The organism is Mesorhizobium sp. M0410 (assembly GCF_040321435.1).
GTDB lineage: Bacteria > Pseudomonadota > Alphaproteobacteria > Rhizobiales > Rhizobiaceae > Mesorhizobium.
This window is the reverse complement of the sequence record NZ_JAMYRN010000006.1, coordinates 202,418-220,731: the sequence shown is the minus strand read 5'-3', so window position 1 is coordinate 220,731 and position 18,314 is coordinate 202,418. Positions and strand designations below refer to the sequence as shown.

Sequence of the window (18,314 nt, the reverse complement as noted above, 5' to 3'; positions counted from 1 at the left end):
GGACGACGCGGGGGCCTTCAAAAGCGACGCAATCGACGGCCGCGGTTGAAAGCGGAGTCTTTCAGCACAGGTCAGCCGGCGCGGCCATCGAAGCTGCCGACCAGCTTCCTGTGGAAACGCACGTAACCTCGTTCGGTCGTGCCTAGATGCTCCGCGACGATCTCATGGAAGCGCGGCAGGCGGTGGAAGGGAACGGCCGGATAGGAATGGTGCTCCGAATGGTATGGCATGTTCCAGGCCACGAAGCGCACCAGCCTGTTGGTGAAGGTGGTGCGGGTGTTCTCGAGCATGTTGGCGACATGCGGGCACAACGCGTGCTCGGCCAGCAGGTAGGCCCGCAAAAACGGCTGTCCTACCAGCACCGGCACGATCCAGACCCACAACAGCAGCGCCGACTGTATGGTGAGAGATGCGGCCAGCAACACCGCATAACCGATAAGGAACAGCCGTGCTTCGGCAACCACCTTGCCGCGACTCTTTTCCGGTACGAAGCCGTCGCGATTGCGGCCAGCCGCATTGGTTGCGACCACGCGGCCCATGGCGATCCAATAGGGGCCGCCCGACAGATAGCGCAGATATTGGCTGACGGTCTCCGGCTTCTGCGCCCTCAGTTCGGGGTCGTTTTCGGGGTCGTGCGTATGGCGGTGATGGGCGAAATGGAAATAGCGGAACCATGCCGGCGGCAGCAGGATCAGGAAGCCGGCCACGGCGGCAACAGCGCGATTGAGCCACGCCGTCCTGAACGCCGTTTCATGGATGGTCTCGTGCAGCGGCGTGAAGAAGAAGACGATCAGGATTCCCTGCGCAAGACGAGAAGCGGCCAGAACGGGATGCGGGCGGCGATCAACGCGCCCAGCAGGATAACCAGCCCGCCATGGGCGGCCAGCCGGAAAATGCCTGGCCGGTCAAGCCTGGCGGTGAGGTCGCGACGGTCCTCGACCGAAAGGCCGGCAATGATGGTGCGGTGATCGATGTCGCTCATGATGCAATGTTAGCGGCGGGTGGGCATCCGGTAAATCGGCGCGTCACCAGACGCCGTTCGTTATCCCGGTCCAGAGATAGGACCAGACCGTCGGGTGATACCATTGTTTCGAAGGCAGGCCGGGCTCGACCGTGCCGAGCTTGCCGGCCAGCGCATCTCTGACCGCCTCGACGCAGATGTCGCGCGAGAACGCCGCCTGCCGCAACGCGTAGCTTGAAATTGTGTCGCCCGGCTGCGGTTTTGCCGGGTCAGCATCATCGTGCCGAGTTGACCGATGGCCGAGGCCCAGCCTTGCCGTCGCGCCCGTCCGAGAAGCAATTGCTTTTTGGATTCAGGTGCTTCGAGGATAACACTGACCGGCCCGAGTTGATCGGCGACCGCGTTGACGATCGCCCAGATATGCGAGCCGCCTTCGGTGACGACGACGATCGGTCGTTGGTTTGGTTTCGACCGTGCCATGGTTCGCGACCTCCGCAAAGACCTGTTCTTTGCGCGCGAATGCTAGGCTGACCGGGTTAACCCTTGGTGATCGGGGCTCAGCGCTTGAGTTCGAGGATGTCGAGCTTCGATTCGTAATAGGGCGCCGGGAACTCGATGCGCCATTCGCTGGCGCTGTTGCGGAAGGCATAGCCGACCTGATCGCTTTCCGGGCCGCTGCCGTAGGGCTTTGCCGGATCGTCGTTGACGTAGAAGGAACCAACATAGATGGCGCGTTTCTCGCCATCGTCGAAGAAGCGGCCCTTGGTGCGCTGCGAGCCGGTGATCTTTTCCAGTCTCCAGCCGGAACCATCGTCGCTCACCTTGCATTTGAACCAGCCATAGATGACGAGCGGGCTCAATCCGCCGGCCTTGATGGTGCGGCATTGCCACTTGCCGGTCAGGTCGTTGTCGGAGAAGGAAACCAGCGGCTTTGCCAGCAAGGCGTCGAGCTGCTTGACCTCGGCCGGATCGCCGGCCTTCGCCTCGTCAAGCGCTGCCTTGCGCGTCTCGCCATATTTGTCGAGCCGCGCCTTGTCGGCAGCCGTTATCAACTTCTGCACCTCGCCGTCGGCGAACGCGGGCATGGTCAAGCAGAGGACAGTTGCTGCGGCAAACATGAGGCGAGCGATCATCGGTGGCGTTTCCCTGTTGATGGCTAGAGCAGCCCGTTTTCTTGTCTGGCGCATACCTTAATGTTTCGCCACGTTCTGTCATCCGTGCTTGGGCATCGACAGCGGAAACGAGGTGGAAAGAATGCGGATCTTGCTGACGGGATCGTCGGGCTGGCTGGGCAGCGCCTTGGCACCGCGCCTGCGGGCCCTCGGCCATGACGTCACCGGCCTCGATCCCGTTCCGTCTTCGGAAACTCCAATCGTCGGCTCAGTCGCCGATCGCGACCTGGTCATGCAGGCGGTCGAGGAGAACCGCATCGAGGCCATCATCCACAGCGGCGCGCTGCACAAGCCCGACATCGAACGTTATCGCAACGAGGATTTCGTCGAGACGAATGTGCGCGGCACGCTCAACCTGCTCGATGCGGCCGCTGCATTCGCGGTTCAGCGCTTCGTGTTTACGTCGACGACATCGCTGATGATTTCCGAGGCCATACGCGCCGGTTTCACGGGAGGCGCGCGCAAGGCGGCATGGCTGACGGAAGACATGTCGCCGGAGCCACGCAACATCTATGGCGTCACCAAGCTTGCCGCGGAACATCTTTGTCGCCTTTACCAGCTCCAGTTCGGCCTTCCGTCGATCGTACTGCGCACCGCTCGGTTCTTTCCCGAAGCAGACGATATGGCGCACGTGATCGAACAGTCGGACGCCAACACCAAAGCCAATGAGCTTTTGTTTCGCCGGCTGACGGTGGAGGATGCTGCCGATGCCCATATCGCTGCCTTGGAGAAAGCACCGCAATTGGGCTTCGACATCTTCATCATTTCGGCACCGACACCGTTCCAGCCCGAGGATTGCGCGGCATTGATCGCCGATGCACCCTCGGTCGTCGCACGCTATTTTCCGGATTATCCGGCACTCTACGCGAAGAAAGGCTGGACGATTTTTTCGTCGATCGACCGGGTCTACGATGCGTCGCGAGCGAGGGACCGGCTGGGTTTCGTCTGCAAGACGAGCTTTGCCGATGTGCTCGCCGGGCTCGAAGCTGAAGAAGGCCTTGCCTAGAAGTACCGTCAAGCCAGGATTGCAGCGCTGGCCAGTTCCTTCGTCAGGTCACCATAGCCGGTCGAGCGCCGCTCATAGGCGAGACCGAGCATTTTCGCCGCCTTTTCGGCGACCTTGTCGAGTTCCGGGTCGTCAGTCTGAGCGATATAGATCAGCTTCTCGTAGTTGCCGAAATAGTCCTTGATCAGCTCCGGGTGCTTGTCCAGGCCGAGCGGCTTCATGAAGAAGGCATCGAATTGCCGGCAGAGGAAATCGGTCATGTAGAACGACATCATGTCATCATCGGCGACCTTCGCATAGGTATCCATGCCCTGGTAGAAAGCAAAGCAATGCGGCCCGGCCATGCGCTCGACGCCATGCTTCTCGCAGATCCGATCGAGCAGGCCACCCGTGCCGCAATCGGCATAGCCGACGAAGATGTGTCTGTAGCCGTCGGTCTTGGCCTTCTCGATAGCCTTGTCCATGGCCGGCGCGATGCGGTCCGGATAGAAATGGAACTCCGCCGGCAGGCAGGTCAGGTCGAGATGGTCGAGCCCGAGCTGCTCCTTGACCGCCAAAACTTCGCGCGCGATCATCCCGCAGGCGATGACGAGCAGCCTGTCGCCTTGATCGGATTGTTGTTTTCGCGCGGTAGTCATGGAACCAGTCTAATCGATCTTCGTTGCTGTCCAGCGAATTTATATGCTGAGGGAGACACCATTCATGAAATTGTTCCGCGTCGCGCCAATCGCTATTCTCGCCTGCGCCTTGGCTGTTTCGGCCTGCGCCAACACGGTGCGCGGCGTCGGTAAGGATCTCAAATCCACCGCGAAGGCAGTTGACGATACCGTCAAGAAACCCTGATCTGCACGGCTCTAAACATTTGGGAATAAAAAAGCCGCACTGCAAGGCGCGGCTTTTCTCGTTCGTGCCGGACTTATTGGCTCAGGCCGAAGCGCGCACGTTGTGCTTGCGCTTCATGAAGTCCTTGGCGGTCTCGACTGCCACCGCGGCGTCGCGGCAATAGGCGTCGGCGCCGACGGCTTTGCCGAATTCCTCGTTGAGCGGCGCACCGCCGACCAGCACGACATAGTCGTCGCGAATGCCCTTTTCCTTCATCGTATCGATGACGACTTTCATGTAAGGCATGGTCGTCGTCAGTAGCGCTGACATGCCGATGATGTCGGGCTGGTGCTTTTCGATGGCATCGAGATATTTTTCGACCGCATTGTTGATGCCGAGGTCGATGACATCGAAGCCGGCGCCTTCCATCATCATGCCGACCAGGTTCTTGCCGATGTCGTGGATGTCGCCCTTGACGGTGCCGATCACCATTTTGCCCTGCTTCGGCGCGCCGGTGGCGACAAGCAGCGGACGCAGGATGAACATGCCGGCCTTCATCGCATTGGCCGACAGCAGCACTTCGGGAACGAACAGGATGCCGTCGCGGAAATCCTCGCCGACGATACGCATGCCCTCGACCAGAGCCTCGGTCAACACCTTGTAAGGCGCCCAGCCGCGCTCGAGAAGGATATTGGTGCCTTCCTCGATTTCTTCCTTCAACCCGTCATAAAGATCGTCGTGCATCTGCTGCACCAACTCGTCGTCGGAGAGTTCCGAAAGGATGATCTCGTCGTCGGCCATTTTTTCTCAGGCTCCTTGCCGGCTACAACTATCGCGGCAGCTTAAAAATATCGCGTCAATACCTAACCCGCACGGGCCGGTTGTCCATAGCTGATTTGCGACTTCCCGCAAAACGAAAGCGACCGTAAATCTCTTGGAATTCTTGTCGATTTTGCGACAGGCGTTGGCGCTGGCGAGCCGTTTCGAATAGGGTGCATGGCTACGATCCGGCCAGAGACCGCAATATGCGGCCGCAAACGGATTTCAGGCCGGTACAACAGCCCGGCCGGAGTAAATCAGGCCAGAACGAAAGCCAGGGAAGAACGATTATGAGTGAGAACGCGCCGGTCGATCAGGAAGCGTCAAACGCACGGCGCGGGCGCGCTGCCAGCGGTGGCGCCGCAGCCCGACGGGCCGCGCGTTCGGGCGGCGGCCCCGGCACACAGCTCACCTATATCAAGCGCAAGATCAACGTCTATGAAGTGCTGGACGAGGAAGGGCTGGCGCTGATCGAAAAGAACACCGACACGGTGCTGGAGGAGATCGGCATCATCTTCCGCGACGACGCCGAGGCGCTGCAGCTTTGGAAAGAGGCGGGCGCCGACGTCAAGGGCGAGCGGGTGCATTTCCCCAAGGGCCTCTGCCGCTCGCTGTTGAAGACCGCTCCGTCCGTCTATACCCAGCACGCCCGCAACGGCGAGCGCTCGGTGCAGATCGGCGGCAACGCGACAGTGTTCGCGCCGGTCTATGGACCGCCCTTCGTGCGCGATCTCGACGGCGTCAGGCGCTATGCGACGATCGAGGATTTCCGGAATTTCGTGAAACTCGCCTATATGGCGCCGTCGATCCACCATTCGGGCGGCACGGTTTGCGAGCCGGTCGACGTGCCGGTCAACAAACGGCATCTCGACATGGTCTACAGCCATATCAAATATTCGGACAAGCCGTTCATGGGCTCGGTGACCGCGCCCGAGCGCGCGGAAGATACGGTGGCGATGGCCAAGATCGTGTTCGGTGACGATTTCGTCGAGAACAACACGGTGCTGACCAGCCTGATCAACGCCAACTCGCCGATGGTCTTCGACGAGACCATGCTGGGAGCGCTGAAGGTCTATTCGCGCCACAATCAGGCCTGTATCGTCACGCCGTTCATCCTTGCCGGTGCGATGAGCCCGGTGACGGTCGCCGGCACGCTGACCCAGGTTTTAGCCGAGGTTCTGGCGGGAGCGTCGTTCACCCAGCTGATCCGGCCGGGTGCGCCGGTGCTGTTCGGCACCTTCGCCTCGTCGATCTCGATGCAGTCGGGCGCGCCGACCTTCGGCACGCCGGAGCCGTCGCTGGTCTCGTATGGCGCCGCACAGCTTGCCCGTCGGCTCGGCCTGCCGTTTCGCACCGGCGGTTCGCTCTGTGCTTCAAAAATCCCCGATGCGCAGGCCGCCTACGAGAGCGCCAACACGCTGAACTCGACGATCCTCGCCGGCACCAACTTCGTGCTGCATTCGGCCGGCTGGCTCGAGGGCGGTCTCGCCTCCTGCTACGAAAAGTTCATGATGGATATCGACCAGCTCGGCATGACGCAGAAGTTCTCCGAGGGTGTCGACCTGTCGGAAAACGGCCAGGCGATGGACGCCATCCGCCAGGTCGGCCCGGGCAGCCACTATCTCGGCTGCGATCACACCCAGGCCAATTTCCAGACCGCGTTCTACCGTTCCAACATCGCCGATAACAATTCCTACGAGCAATGGCTGGCCGAAGGCGAAAAGACCGCGCCGCAGCGCGCCAACGAGCTCGCCCGCCGCTGGCTGGAGAGCTACGAGGCGCCGTATCTCGACCCGGGCATCGACGACGGGCTGAAGGACTTCATCGCCAGGAAGAAGGCGTCGATGGCCGACGCCTTCACCTGAAAGGAGCCCGAATCAGGCGGGGCTAAAGTCGCCAATATCATCCACAAGGAAGTCTGGCGGAGCGCCTTCTCCGACCCGGACAAGAAGGGGTGATCCCGAGCGCGGCATGACTCAAACAATCGCGGCGGCACTTTCCGTCCATGGCCTTATGCTTCGCGGCGGCTTCAATTTTGCAGGTGCTGAGGAGACACCTTCCGGTCTCTCCGGCGCTGCCGCCAGATCCGTTCTGCTGGTGGGGCAGGCGGGTGCCGCACCTTGGCCGCACTTCCTGCGCTGGTTGGAGAAACAGTCACAGCCGATCGACGATCCGCTCGACAGATGGTCTCGCGAAGTGATCGGCGCGGTGGCCGGAAAATTCGGGGCGCGCGCGGTTTCGCCCTCCGATAGGCCATATCTGCCTTTCCAGCAATGGGCGGTGCGGGCGGAGGGCTTGCGGCCGTCGCCGCTCGGCATCCTCATGCATCCGCAATACGGGCTCTGGCACGCCTATCGCGGCGCGCTGCTGTTCGAAAATGAGATTGCGCTCCAACAACCCCACGAGGTGGTTCACCTTTGCGATACATGTTTGGAAAAACCTTGCCTGAAATCCTGTCCGGTCGAGGCTTATTCTGCGAATGGTTTTGCACATGAAACCTGTCTGGCCCATGTGCGCGGGCAAAACGGCGCGTCCTGCCGGACCGGCGGCTGCCTTGATCGCAACGGCTGTCCTTACGGCACCGATTATCGCTATCCGGCCGAGGTTCAGGCCTTTCACATGGCAGCATTCGCGCGTCTGTAGCGTCGCCGAATGCCGCACGAAATCTTGAAGCAGATCGCCTCATTACAGCTTGCGGCGACGGTCAGCGCGGATATCTATCGCACGACACGTCAACGGAGCGGGCGATGGCCAAGCAAGCGATCCAGATTAAGACGAGTGACGGCATGGCCAAAGCCGGGCTGTTCCGCTCGGCAGCCCCAGCCAAGGCAGCGATCATCCTCTACATGGACGCTTTTGGCCCGCGACCGGCGCTCGACCAGATGGCGGAAAGGCTTACCGACGAAGGCTATGCGGTGCTGGTGCCGGACCTTTTTTACCGCAACGCGCCCTACGGCCCTTTCGAAGCCAAGACTGCGTTCAGTGACGAGAGGAGCAAGGCCGCAATCACAGGTCTCGTCGGCGGCACGACCCAGGAGATGACGATCCGCGACAGCGGCGCGTTCCTCGATGCGCTCGCTGCGCAAGGCCTGACCGGGCCGGTCGGCATTGTCGGCTACTGCATGGGCGGAGCGCGGGCGCTGAACGCGGCGGCCACCTATTCCGACCGCATCGCCGCTGCTGCCAGTTTCCACGGTGGCAATCTGGCCGGTGACGCCGCCGACAGTCCGCACCGGAAGGCCGCCTCACTCAAGGCAAGGGTCTATATCGGCACTGCCGGTGTCGACCGCAGCTTTCCGCCGGAGCAATCGGCGCGGCTCGCCGAAACACTGCGCGCCGCCGAGGTTGATCATGTCATAGAGAACTATGCCGGCATGGCGCATGGCTGGTGCATGCCGGACCATAGTGCCTTCGATGCAGCCGGCGCCGAACGCCACTGGAAGCGGCTGACGACGCTGTTTGCGGAGACGCTCGGCCAAGTCACGCCAACCATTACGACGTGACCGCCCACCAAAAAATTCTTTCCATCGCCCCAAGGAACCGCCATTAGCCTTCGTCCAACAGGCAAATGATGGCGATGATGCTGGACGAAAGCGAAGCCTCGGACGCCGAACTGATCGGACGGGCGAAGGGCGGAGACCGGGGTGCTTTCGGCAAGTTGCTCGAAAGGCACTATGGTTTCGTCTATCGCGCCGCCTATCGTTGGTGCGGGAAAAAGGCCGACGCCGAGGACATCGCCCAGGAAGTCTGCGTCCGGCTCGGCCGGGCGATCCGCGACTATCACGGCAGCGGTGCCTTCACGACGTGGCTCTACACCATGACGCTGAATGCGGCGCGCGACATGATGCGCAAGACCGCCCGCGAGACGGTCAAGACCGAGGCTTATGGCGCCTATGCGCTGATTTCGGGGGAAATCTCGGCTGAGCCGGAAGACCCGGCCGAGGCGCTGTGGGCAGCGGTGCGCAAGCTGCCGGACAAGCAGCGCGATGCGGTGCTGCTGGTTTATGGCGAAGGGCTGAGCCACGCCGCCGCCGCCGAGGCGATGGCGATCTCGGAGACGACGGTTTCCTGGCACATCCATGAAGCGAAGAAACGGCTGAAGACGCTGATGCGTTCAGCCGGGGAAGTGTGACCATGGTCGACGACAACGAACTGAACAGACTGCGCGACATCGCGGCACCGGCGCCGGACGCGGACGCAAAGGCGCGTGCCCTCCAGGCCGCGCTGCGCGCCTATGACATGGAAGAAAAAACTTTGCCGGGCGCCCAAGGATCGGTGAGCGGGCTTCGTCTCACAGAGCGAGCACAAAGGCTCTGGAGCGAAATCATGCAAAAGAAACTCTTCGCCACGCCGGCCATTGCCGGGCTCGTTGCCCTGCCGATCGCCGGATACGCTACCATTTACATGCTGGGGGAATCCAAATTCGGCGGGCCCGAATTCGGCGGGGATAAGATCACCGAAACGCTGGCTGACAAGCCGACGACTGTCAAACCGCCGGTCGTTGCCGAAGCGGACAAGCAGAAGAAGGCGGACGCCGACAGCGAAAGCCGTAACGCCGGCGAGGCGCTTGTGGCGCCGACATCGCCGCCGAAAGCGGAATCGACCGCAGTCGGCGGGTTGACCCAGCAGGACGTGCTCACCCGCAATGCTCCCGAACCGGCGCAGAGTGGCGAGTTTGTGCTGAATGGCGGCACCAGCACCGCGGCTCCGGCCGTCGATGGCGGCGCGCGGGTCGGACGCATGCCTGGCACGGTTGCCGAGCCCAAGCTGATGGCACAGCAGCCTGCCGCTGCGCCGGCCGACCAGATGCTGCCGCAAGAGGAAAACCGCGATCGCATCGAGAATTTCAAGACCAATCCGGTGCATGCCGCGCTGGAAGATCCGGTCTCGACGTTCTCTATCGATGTCGACACCGCTTCCTATTCCTTCGTGCGGCGCTCGCTGAAGGAAGGTTTTATTCCGCAAGCCGATACGGTGCGCGTCGAGGAGATGGTCAACTACTTCCCCTATGACTGGAAAGGCCCGGACTCCACCTCGACGCCGTTCAACTCGACCGTCAGCGTCATGCCGACGCCATGGAACGAACACACCAAGCTGATGCACGTCGCCATCAAGGGTTTCGACGTGAAGCCGGCCGAGCAGCCCAAGGCCAATCTGGTCTTCCTGATCGATGTGTCGGGCTCGATGAACGAGCAGGACAAGCTGCCGCTCCTGCAGTCGGCCTTCCGACTGCTGGTCAACAAGCTGAGACCTGACGACACGGTCTCGATCGTCACCTATGCGGGCGATGCCGGTACCGTGCTGGAGCCCACCAAGGCTTCGGAAAAGGACAAGATCCTCGCTGCCATCGACAATCTGACATCGGGCGGCTCGACGGCAGGCGAGGCCGGCATCAGGCAAGCCTACCGGCTGGCGCAGAAATCCTTCGTCAAGGACGGCATCAATCGGGTGATGCTCGCCACCGACGGTGATTTCAATGTCGGCCAGACCGACGACGACGATCTGAAGCGGCTGATCGAAAAGGAGCGCAAGACAGGCGTATTCCTGTCGGTGTTCGGCTTCGGCCGCGACAATCTGAACGATCAGATGATGCAGACCATCGCCCAGAACGGCAATGGCACCGCTGCCTATATCGATATGTTGGCGGAGGCCGAGAAGGTACTGGTCGAGGATGCCTCCTCGACACTGTTCACCATCGCCAAGGACGTGAAGATCCAGGTCGAGTTCAACCCGAACAAGGTTTCGGAGTACCGGCTGATCGGCTACGAGACCCGCGCCTTGAATCGCGAGGATTTCAACAATGACCGGGTCGACGCCGGCGAGATCGGCTCAGGCCATTCGGTCACAGCGATCTACGAAATCACGCCTAAGGGCAGCGGCGGCGAACAGATTGATCAACTGCGCTATGGCCAGGCCTCGGTGAACAATGGCGGTGTTGCCAATGCCGACGAATATGCCTTCGTCAAGATCCGCTACAAGCTGCCGAACGAGGACACTTCAAAGCTGATCACCACGCCGGTAACGTCAGCCGACGAGGTGGCGTCGTTCGACCAGGCCAGCACCGACCAGCGTTTTTCCGTTGCCGTTGCTGCCTTCGGCCAGAAGCTGCGCGACGAGGATGCGACCGCGAAGTTCGGCTACGACAAGATCATGCAGATTGCCACCGCCGCCAGAGGACCCGACCCGTTTGGATACCGGTCCGAGTTCCTCTCGCTTGTGCGCCTTGCCTCGGCGCTCGGCGGTAACCGGTAGTGGCAATGACGGCCGGTTTCTTTCAGATGGGATCGTTCTGATAGGGGGAGCCGGCCTACGGGCGGGTGAGGCAGGCCGGCGAGGGAAACCTTGCCGGCCTTTTTTTCGCGGCCGCACTGCTTCGCGCGGACCGCGTCGCAGACGAAAGCGTCAGGCGCGTCCGCGGCGCCGCTCGCGGCGGGCTTCGCTGGTCTCGGCGACGTTGACCGTAGCCTGCTTGTTGCGCATCGGGCCGATGCGTTCGACGATCTGCTCGACGGTCGGGCGATCCGACTTGGTATGCGCATCGAGCGCCTTGCGCATGGCGGCAAGGTGCTGGAACGAGGTACCGCAGCAGCCGCCGACGATTTTGGCGCCGGCATCGACGGCGAGGCGCACATAGTCGGCCATCAGCTCGGGTGTGCCCGAATAGTAGATCTCGGCACCGCGAAATTCGGGAATGCCGCAATTGCCCTTGACGATCACCGTTGCCTCCGGCTTCGCCTCGGTCATGTCGAGCAGCGAAGCGAGAATATCGGAGGCGCCGACACCGCAATTGGCGCCGACACCGAGCGGCGTCTGCGACAGGCCATCGACGACGCCGTGGATGTCCTTCGGCAGCAGTCCCATCATGGTGCGGCCGGCGGTATCGAAGGAGCCGGTATAGGTATACGGCAGGCCGACGCGGATGGCGGCTTCGGCGGCGGCACGGATCTCGTCCGGCGCCGACATGGTTTCGATCCAGGCGACTTCGGCGCCGCCCGCCTTCAACCCCTCGATCTGCTCGGCAAAGGCCTCGACCGCCTCGTCATAGGTCATGGCGCCAAGCGGTACCAGCAGCTCGCCGGTCGGGCCGACTGAGCCGGCCACGATCACCTTGCGGCCGGCCTTTTTTGCAACGGCGCTTGCGATTTCGGCGGCGCGCTTGTTCAGCGCATAGACCCGGTCCTGCGCATGGTGCAGCTTGAGCCGATGGCGGGTGCCGCCAAAAGAGTTGGTCAGGATGATGTCGGCGCCGGCATCGACAAAGTTCTGGTGCAGGCTGGTGATGGTGTCGGGAGCGGTCTCGTTCAAGAGCTCGGGAGCCTCGCCGGCCTCAAGGCCCATGGCGAACAGATTGGTGCCGGTGGCGCCATCGGCGAGCAGGACGCCCTTTTCGGCAAGCAGAGCGTCGATCGGATTGGTCATTGTGGAATACGCCTTCCCGGAGAATTATTGAGATAACGATATAAAGAATTCTTTATGTGACGTCAATGTCGGCGCGGGAAACAACCGGTCAAAATCGCATCTCCGCCAGCTTTCGTGTGAAGCTGGCCGCCTCATGCGCGTTGACGTCCGCGGCACGGATCAGATTGTCGAAATGGCTGGTCAGGATGCGGATCGGCTGCGTGGCGTTGAGCACCAGATACATGTCGCCGACGTAAATGGCAGCGCGATAAGGCCCGAAGATCGTGTAGGGGATCGAATAGCGCATCCGCCCGTCATAGAGAAACAGGCGGAAGGTGGGATAGAGGTCGTCGAGCAGTGTCGCCATGTGGAGGAGTTGCTGGTGGCGGTCGGCTTCCGGAAAGCGGTCCCACACGCCCAGCCCGCGCGCGAAGATCTCCAGCGTGTGGCGCGGCATACAGACTTCCATGTCGGTTTCGGGCCGTCGGTTGTAGTCAATGCGATACTGCGTTTCGCCGGCCTGTGCCTCGCGGCTCTTGTTGGCGATGACGGCTTCATAGTCGACAAGCGCCTCGGTGCGCAGAAGATCGGGAATGCCGGCCGGCACGTAGCGGATTTTCGTTCCCGCCGCCTCGGCATGCCAGCGAGCCAGCAGCGTGCGGTCGAAGCCGTCCGGCGCCTCCTCGATCTCAAGGCTCTCGCGGATTTCACCGGTGACGCCCTCGTCGTGGCTGAGGCCGAGCAGCCAGTCGAGCGAGACTTTGAATTCGGCGGCGATGTTAAGCAGCGTTTCAGCACGGGGAAGGCGGGTCGAGCCGCCGGAGAGCAGCTGCGACAGTGCCGAACGGTCGATGCCAACCGCACCGGCGAAGGCCGACTGGTTCAAATCGGACCTTGTCAAGAGCATTTTCAGGCGCTCGCGAAAGATCGTCGACAGGTCGCGCTTGTCCAAATCGCCGTCCCACTCGATAGGAGGAAAAATTTGCGCTGAAACCTGCGAACGCGGGCTTCAGGCGTAAATGAATCCGGTCCGTTGTTTACAATGCATAACATATGCAGCTGAAAATGCGCAATCGCAACAGTTTGTGCGCTTTATCGCGTTGCCTCGATGCAACACTCCTGACACAATGCTGTCAGGAATCAAACGGGTTCCGGCGACTGGAAGGCAGTGGTCGATAGCATGACGAGCATGGGCAATAGGCGACACGGCGCAGCAGCCATCGAATGGCCGACCGTATTTCTCGCACTTCTCTGTTACGGCGGCTGGCTCGCTGCCGGCTTTCTGCTCTGGCCATCCTACCCGCTGCTGGCGCTCGCCTTTCTGACCCTGATTGCGACGCTGCAATCCTCGCTGATGCACGAGGTCCTGCACGGCCACCCAACCCGGAACGCGCGGCTCAACGAAGCGTTTGTGTTCCTGCCGATTGGCCTTGTCTGGCCGTTTCGCCGGTTCAAGACCATTCACCTGCGCCACCATGCAGACGAGCGCCTGACCGATCCGCTCGACGATCCCGAAAGCTATTACGAGGCGCTCTGGCAGCACGAGGGCCTGCCGTCGGCGATGAAATTCCTGCTGAAGATCAACAACACAATGCTCGGCCGTTTCGTGCTGGGCCCGTGGCTTTCCTGCATAGGCTTCTTCATCGACGACGCCAGGCAGGTTGCCGCGGGCGACAAGGTCGTCCGCAAGGCCTGGCTGCTGCACGCTATCGGCCTCGCCATCGTGCTGCCCATCGTGCAGTTCGGCTTCGGCATGCCGTTGTGGCTTTACGTTCTGGTGCCGGTATGGCTGGGACAATCGCTGATTTCGATCCGCACCTACGCCGAGCACCAATGGTCGGAACATCCGGAAGGCCGCACGATCATCGTCGAGCGCTCGCCGCTGTCCTTCCTGTTCCTCAACAACAATCTACATTTCGTCCATCATAAGAGCCCGACGGTGGCCTGGTACAGGCTGCCGAAACTGTTTCGCGACCGCCGCGACGAGTGGCTGCGGATGAACAATGGCTACGCCTATCCGAACTATTTCGCGTTGCTCAAGGCCTATGCCTTCAAGGCGAAGGAGCCGGTCGTCCATCCCGTGCTGCGGCGCATGCCGGAACCGGGACGCGCATTCAAGCCGCGTGTCAGGGCACGCAGCCTCAATGGGCTTGGCAGCGCACCGGTACCCGCCGAGCCGCCGAAAGAGTGATTCTTGCGTTGTTGCAGGCGGTTCCGCGCGGACGACGCTTTCCTGAACTTGTCAATTTCCCCGCATAACGGTCAAATCCCCGACATGAGCGAATTCATTGCGGCTTTGCCGATGTATGACTGGCCGGAAGCGCGGGACGAGGTCGACGCGCAATGGGCGCGGTTGCGCGATACTTTCAGACAAAGGGGCATCGATGCGCCGGAGACAATCGTCCGCCGCAATGGCGATTTGCCTCCAGTGCCTGGCGGTATCCGAGACGATCAGGGAAAACCCGTCGCGCCAGATCCGGCGACATTGCCGCCGGACGAGCTGGATTTTCACCGGCTCTGGCTGCACCCGGCGCTGCTCCTTGCGCAAACCTGTTGGGGACCGATGGAACTCGGCCTGTCGCAACGTGTCCAGCTCGTCGGTCAGCCGCGTTACGATGCCTTCGAGGGTGGACAGGGCGAACTCTATTCGAGCGCCCTCATCATGAGAGCGGGCGAGGCACCGCAGGCAAGGTCGCCGGCCGACGGCGGTGCCGTCATTCCGCTCGATCTGCTGCGCGGCCAGCGTTTCACCTTTAACAGCCTGGATTCCATGTCGGGCATCATCGCGCCAACTCGTGACCTGCAAGCATTGGGCGAGAGTCTGGACATCTTTTCCGCGTTGAGCGAAAGCTGTGGGCACCGTGCTTCGATCGTTGCCGTTGCCGAGGGCAGGGCCGACGTCGCGGCGATCGACTGCGAGAGCTGGGCGTTGGCGCAGCGTTTCGAGCCTGCGGCGCAGAAGGTGACGGTCGTCGGCTGGACAAGGCGGCGCAAAGGCCTGCCGTTCATCACGGCCAGGACAACGCCGGAAACGATCGTCACCACGATGCGCGAGGCGATCGCGGCGCTCACGTAAAGCGCGTCGCGTTCGGTCGGCCTCATGCGACGCGCTTTAGATTCCTGTTTTATGCATGTCGTTATCGCAAAGCCGCTGCACACTTTTGCGCGACATGCATTAGCGTCGCTCAGCCGCCAAGCAGCCGATTGTCGAGCGGGTAGGTCGAAAGCTTCTCATTGCCGGACTCGGTGATCAGGATCTGTTCCTCGATCTTGACGCCTTCGTAGCCGCCAAGCCGGCCGATATAGCTCTCGACGCACAGCACCATGCCAGGTTCGAGCACTCCGTCGGGTGTGTCGTCGGTCCAGTCGCTAGCATGCGGCAAGGTCGGGTATTCGTCGGCAAGACCGACGCCGTGATAGAGCACCCCGTAACGGGCCGGGAAGCAGTCCCCCGGCGGCACTGACGAGCGCTCGACGAGGTCGCGGAACGATACGCCCGGCCGCATCAGCTCCGTGTTGTGGGCGATCTGGTCGGCGGCGATGCGGAACAGGTCGCGCTGCTCCTGCGAGGGCGGCGCGTCAGCGCAAAGCCAAGTGCGCGAAAGGTCGGCGCAGAAGCCGTAAGGACCGATCAGGTCGGTGTCGAAAGCGACGAGCTCGCCGGCCTCGATCGTCCGCGACGAACACTCCTGAAACCATGGATTGGTGCGCGGACCTGACGACAGGAGCCGGGTTTCGATCCATTCGCCGCCGCGCGCGATGTTGCCGCGATGGAGTTCGGCCCATAATTCGTTCTCGGAGATGCCAGGCCTCAGCGCCTGCTCCATCTCGCCCATCGCCGCCTCGCAAGCGACGATCGCCCGGCGCATGGCAAGGATCTCGTCGGGTGATTTTATTAGCCGCGCATTTTCCATCACCGCCTCGCCATTGCCGGCCGAGATGCCGAGACGGGCGAGCTCTTCGATGCCCTCGGGATTGATGTGGTCGACTGCGATGCGGCGATTGCCCCCGCCGTGTTCCAATACCAGCTCGGCGATGCCGGCTGCCCAGCGGCGGACTTTTTGACCGGTCAGCTCGCCGCTGTAGAGGTAAGCCCACGACACCGCCGGCCGCACCTCGTCGACGACGCCGGAATGATCGGAAAGGTGCTCGCAGGAGAAGTAGTCGAACAGCACCACCGGGCCATCGGTGGCGACGAAACAGTGCCTGGTCCGATTGTGTGCGACCCAGAGCTGCATGTTGGTCGCATCCGTCGCATAGCGGATGTTGACCGGATCGTAGAGCAAGGCTCCCGCATAGTCGCGGCGCTTCAGCTCGGCGCGGATGCGCTCGAGCCGGTATCGGCGCATGGCGGGCAGGTCAGGGGCAGCAATTCCCGCCGCCTGCCATTCGGCTTCCGCCAGCGCTCCATAGCCCAGCGCATGCTGGTTGAGTTCAGCGGCCTTCAGCCGCGATTTTTTGCGCAGCACATCGTTCGAGCCGTCCGGCTCGAACGGCATGATCTTGCGGTGATGACGGGGCCGGTCAGTCGGGTTCCTGTCCACCCTCGGCTCCTCCGCTAACGCTTTCTTTTGGCGCTGTGGCTCCTCCCACCGCCATTCTCTTCAATCTTACATAGGCGCCGGGACGGGTGGACTTGTCGGTTCCACGCAACAGCGGAACCATCATTTGCCGCGGCTGGCCGTCCGGCTCATAGCCGGCCGCTTTGAGCTGCTCCAAAATGACCGGACGCGGATCGTCGCGGTCAAGCCAGACGAGTACGGCCGGCTCCTGCATCAGCATTTCGAAATTAGGCACTTCCTGGTCAAGTGCGACCAGTTTTTCGTCGACCAGCCGCAGGTTTCCGACCCATGCACCATCAGATATTGCGGTTTTGACCGGTCCGTCCGCAGTCAGTTGGCGATAGAGGGCGGGGTAATCCACGCGGATCATCCGCGACAGACCACTGGTCCCGTTTATCTGGACGTACCAGGTGGCGGGCGCGAGGAGCACGGCGATGATCGCTCCAGCCGCGATTACCAGGAGCTGCGCATTCCTGCCGTGCGGTGCCAGCCGTTCCATAGTGGCGACGATGGCCAGCGGCAACATGAACAGGACCGGTAGCAGCCAACGGTCTTTGACCACCGTCACGCCGGTGGCCAGTACCAGTATTGCAAGCATGGCCAGGCCGAGCGCCAAGGTACGCCGCAACAGAATTTCCCGAGGCGGACCTTTCGGGTGCCACTCGGAGAAACGAAACCCGGCCAGCCCGAAAGCCAGCGCGGAAACGAGCACCGGCAAGACCGCGAAATTGAAGGTTCCCATGATAAACTTGCCGGCACCGACAAAAGCCGCCGCCATGCGCCCTCGTTGCGAGTCTATTCCGAACTTCTCGCCTCTCGACAATAAATCGGCGGGATGCATGAGGCTCCAATAGGTGGTTGGCGCCAGCACCAATATCGCGACCGCTATGCTGATGGCGAACTTCGGATCGAGGATTACGCTGCGCCATTCGCGCAGCGACAGCACTGCAGCAACAAGGGCCACCACGAGGAAGACATCATTATATTTGGCAAGAATTGCGGCCGCCGTGGCCAAGCCAAACGCCGCATAGGCGACCATGCTTCGCCGCTCGAGAAGATAGGCCATGGCAAGCAGGAGCAGCGAACAGAAGGCGACGACGGCGACGGAATGCGACAAGGCGCGCTGCGATTCCCAGACGATCTGCGGGATCGTAAACAGGCCGAACATGGCCGCCGCCGCTGTCGCTTTGGTGTAGCCAAACCGCCGCATGGCGGCGAACACGCTGCAGGCGGCGAGGAACAGCACGGAGTATTTGACGAGCTTCAGCGTGAAGATACTGGTGCCGAAAACATGCGCGGCCAGCCAGTTGATCCAGGTGTAGAGGGGTGGTTGCGAGCCGCCATATCCAGCCCAGAGATACGGTATATAGATCAGCTGCTCCGCATCATCGATGCCGACGCCGGTTCCCGCCCAAGAGCTCAACAGGGACAGTATGACGGTCTGCAAGGCGAAGTAAGCCGCGACCACGACGATCGCCGCCGGGAACGGGCCGATCCGTCCCTCGGCCAGCCACTCGGCCCATCTCAGATTGTACTTCAATGAAATCTCATCGCCCCTGCCAGCAGAGTGTTGC

18 protein-coding genes and 1 pseudogene are annotated in these 18,314 nt (G+C 61.8%); 9 read left to right on the top strand and 10 right to left on the bottom strand.

Annotated features, from left to right (window positions below; genetic code table 11):
* Nucleotides 1-71: 71 nt before the first annotated feature.
* From NKI63_RS10955 to NKI63_RS10940, 4 genes and pseudogenes are all read right to left on the bottom strand, one after another.
* Nucleotides 72-758 (bottom strand): fatty acid desaturase, encoded by a 687-nt coding sequence (locus tag NKI63_RS10955; RefSeq protein WP_352821546.1) that lies wholly within the window; start codon nucleotides 756-758, stop codon nucleotides 72-74.
* Nucleotides 759-790: 32 nt separating this feature from the next.
* Nucleotides 791-982, bottom strand: a complete 192-nt coding sequence (locus tag NKI63_RS10950) for a hypothetical protein (protein WP_352821436.1) — start codon at nucleotides 980-982, stop codon at nucleotides 791-793.
* 43 nt (nucleotides 983-1,025) lie between these two features.
* Nucleotides 1,026-1,441 (bottom strand): annotated as a pseudogene (locus NKI63_RS10945) (hypothetical protein).
* Nucleotides 1,442-1,518: 77 nt separating this feature from the next.
* A complete protein-coding gene (locus NKI63_RS10940; RefSeq protein ID WP_352505750.1) occupies nucleotides 1,519-2,094 on the bottom strand; it encodes a DUF4893 domain-containing protein in 576 nt (191 codons plus the stop codon).
* A gap of 121 nt (nucleotides 2,095-2,215) precedes the next feature.
* Between NKI63_RS10940 and NKI63_RS10935 the strand changes: the two genes are divergently transcribed.
* Nucleotides 2,216-3,139 (top strand): NAD-dependent epimerase/dehydratase family protein, encoded by a 924-nt coding sequence (locus tag NKI63_RS10935; protein ID WP_254818172.1) that lies wholly within the window; start codon nucleotides 2,216-2,218, stop codon nucleotides 3,137-3,139.
* Nucleotides 3,140-3,147: 8 nt separating this feature from the next.
* Here the strand turns inward: NKI63_RS10935 and NKI63_RS10930 are convergent, their stop codons facing one another.
* A complete protein-coding gene (locus tag NKI63_RS10930) occupies nucleotides 3,148-3,777 on the bottom strand; it encodes a DUF1638 domain-containing protein (protein ID WP_254818173.1) in 630 nt (209 codons plus the stop codon).
* 64 nt (nucleotides 3,778-3,841) lie between these two features.
* Here NKI63_RS10930 and NKI63_RS10925 point away from each other — a divergent pair, with 64 nt between their 5' ends.
* A complete protein-coding gene (locus NKI63_RS10925) occupies nucleotides 3,842-3,982 on the top strand; it encodes an EncA/B family entericidin (protein ID WP_292654758.1) in 141 nt (46 codons plus the stop codon).
* A gap of 81 nt (nucleotides 3,983-4,063) precedes the next feature.
* Here NKI63_RS10925 and NKI63_RS10920 read toward each other — a convergent pair whose 3' ends face one another.
* Nucleotides 4,064-4,762: a cobalamin B12-binding domain-containing protein gene (locus NKI63_RS10920; RefSeq protein ID WP_023676506.1), complete on the bottom strand. Its 699-nt coding sequence runs from the start codon at nucleotides 4,760-4,762 to the stop codon at nucleotides 4,064-4,066.
* Nucleotides 4,763-5,070: 308 nt separating this feature from the next.
* On the opposite strand from NKI63_RS10920, the gene NKI63_RS10915 reads away from it, so the two are divergent.
* The 5 genes from NKI63_RS10915 (at nucleotide 5,071) to NKI63_RS10895 (ending at nucleotide 11,032) form a co-directional block, all read left to right on the top strand.
* Nucleotides 5,071-6,645 carry a trimethylamine methyltransferase family protein gene (locus NKI63_RS10915; protein WP_292654762.1) on the top strand — a complete coding sequence of 525 codons (1,575 nt, stop codon included), beginning with the start codon at nucleotides 5,071-5,073 and terminating at the stop codon, nucleotides 6,643-6,645.
* A 106-nt stretch (nucleotides 6,646-6,751) separates the two neighbouring features.
* Complete coding sequence (locus NKI63_RS10910; protein ID WP_352821432.1) at nucleotides 6,752-7,423, top strand: hypothetical protein; 672 nt, start codon at nucleotides 6,752-6,754, stop codon at nucleotides 7,421-7,423.
* A 104-nt stretch (nucleotides 7,424-7,527) separates the two neighbouring features.
* Nucleotides 7,528-8,283 carry a dienelactone hydrolase family protein gene (locus tag NKI63_RS10905; protein ID WP_352821430.1) on the top strand — a complete coding sequence of 252 codons (756 nt, stop codon included), beginning with the start codon at nucleotides 7,528-7,530 and terminating at the stop codon, nucleotides 8,281-8,283.
* 68 nt (nucleotides 8,284-8,351) lie between these two features.
* Complete coding sequence (locus NKI63_RS10900) at nucleotides 8,352-8,912, top strand: RNA polymerase sigma factor (protein WP_352452095.1); 561 nt, start codon at nucleotides 8,352-8,354, stop codon at nucleotides 8,910-8,912.
* 2 nt (nucleotides 8,913-8,914) lie between these two features.
* A complete protein-coding gene (locus tag NKI63_RS10895; RefSeq protein ID WP_352821428.1) occupies nucleotides 8,915-11,032 on the top strand; it encodes a vWA domain-containing protein in 2,118 nt (705 codons plus the stop codon).
* Nucleotides 11,033-11,182: 150 nt separating this feature from the next.
* Here NKI63_RS10895 and bmt read toward each other — a convergent pair whose 3' ends face one another.
* Both bmt and NKI63_RS10885 read right to left on the bottom strand, forming a co-directional pair.
* Nucleotides 11,183-12,199 (bottom strand): betaine--homocysteine S-methyltransferase, encoded by a 1,017-nt coding sequence (bmt, locus tag NKI63_RS10890; RefSeq protein ID WP_292654777.1) that lies wholly within the window; start codon nucleotides 12,197-12,199, stop codon nucleotides 11,183-11,185.
* An 88-nt stretch (nucleotides 12,200-12,287) separates the two neighbouring features.
* Nucleotides 12,288-13,130: a helix-turn-helix domain-containing protein gene (locus tag NKI63_RS10885; protein ID WP_254818179.1), complete on the bottom strand. Its 843-nt coding sequence runs from the start codon at nucleotides 13,128-13,130 to the stop codon at nucleotides 12,288-12,290.
* A 228-nt stretch (nucleotides 13,131-13,358) separates the two neighbouring features.
* Between NKI63_RS10885 and NKI63_RS10880 the strand changes: the two genes are divergently transcribed.
* Entirely contained in the window at nucleotides 13,359-14,369 is a 1,011-nt protein-coding gene (locus tag NKI63_RS10880; protein ID WP_352505754.1) for a fatty acid desaturase, read from the top strand.
* Between the two features lie 84 nt (nucleotides 14,370-14,453).
* Nucleotides 14,454-15,254 (top strand): phosphate/phosphite/phosphonate ABC transporter substrate-binding protein, encoded by an 801-nt coding sequence (locus NKI63_RS10875; RefSeq protein ID WP_352821424.1) that lies wholly within the window; start codon nucleotides 14,454-14,456, stop codon nucleotides 15,252-15,254.
* 109 nt (nucleotides 15,255-15,363) lie between these two features.
* Here the strand turns inward: NKI63_RS10875 and NKI63_RS10870 are convergent, their stop codons facing one another.
* The gene (locus NKI63_RS10870; protein ID WP_352821542.1) at nucleotides 15,364-16,677 is read right to left on the bottom strand and encodes a M24 family metallopeptidase; all 1,314 of its coding nucleotides are present in this window, start codon (nucleotides 16,675-16,677) and stop codon (nucleotides 15,364-15,366) included.
* 25 nt (nucleotides 16,678-16,702) lie between these two features.
* A complete protein-coding gene (locus NKI63_RS10865; RefSeq protein WP_352821422.1) occupies nucleotides 16,703-18,280 on the bottom strand; it encodes an ArnT family glycosyltransferase in 1,578 nt (525 codons plus the stop codon).
* Between the last annotated feature and the right edge of the window lie 34 nt (nucleotides 18,281-18,314).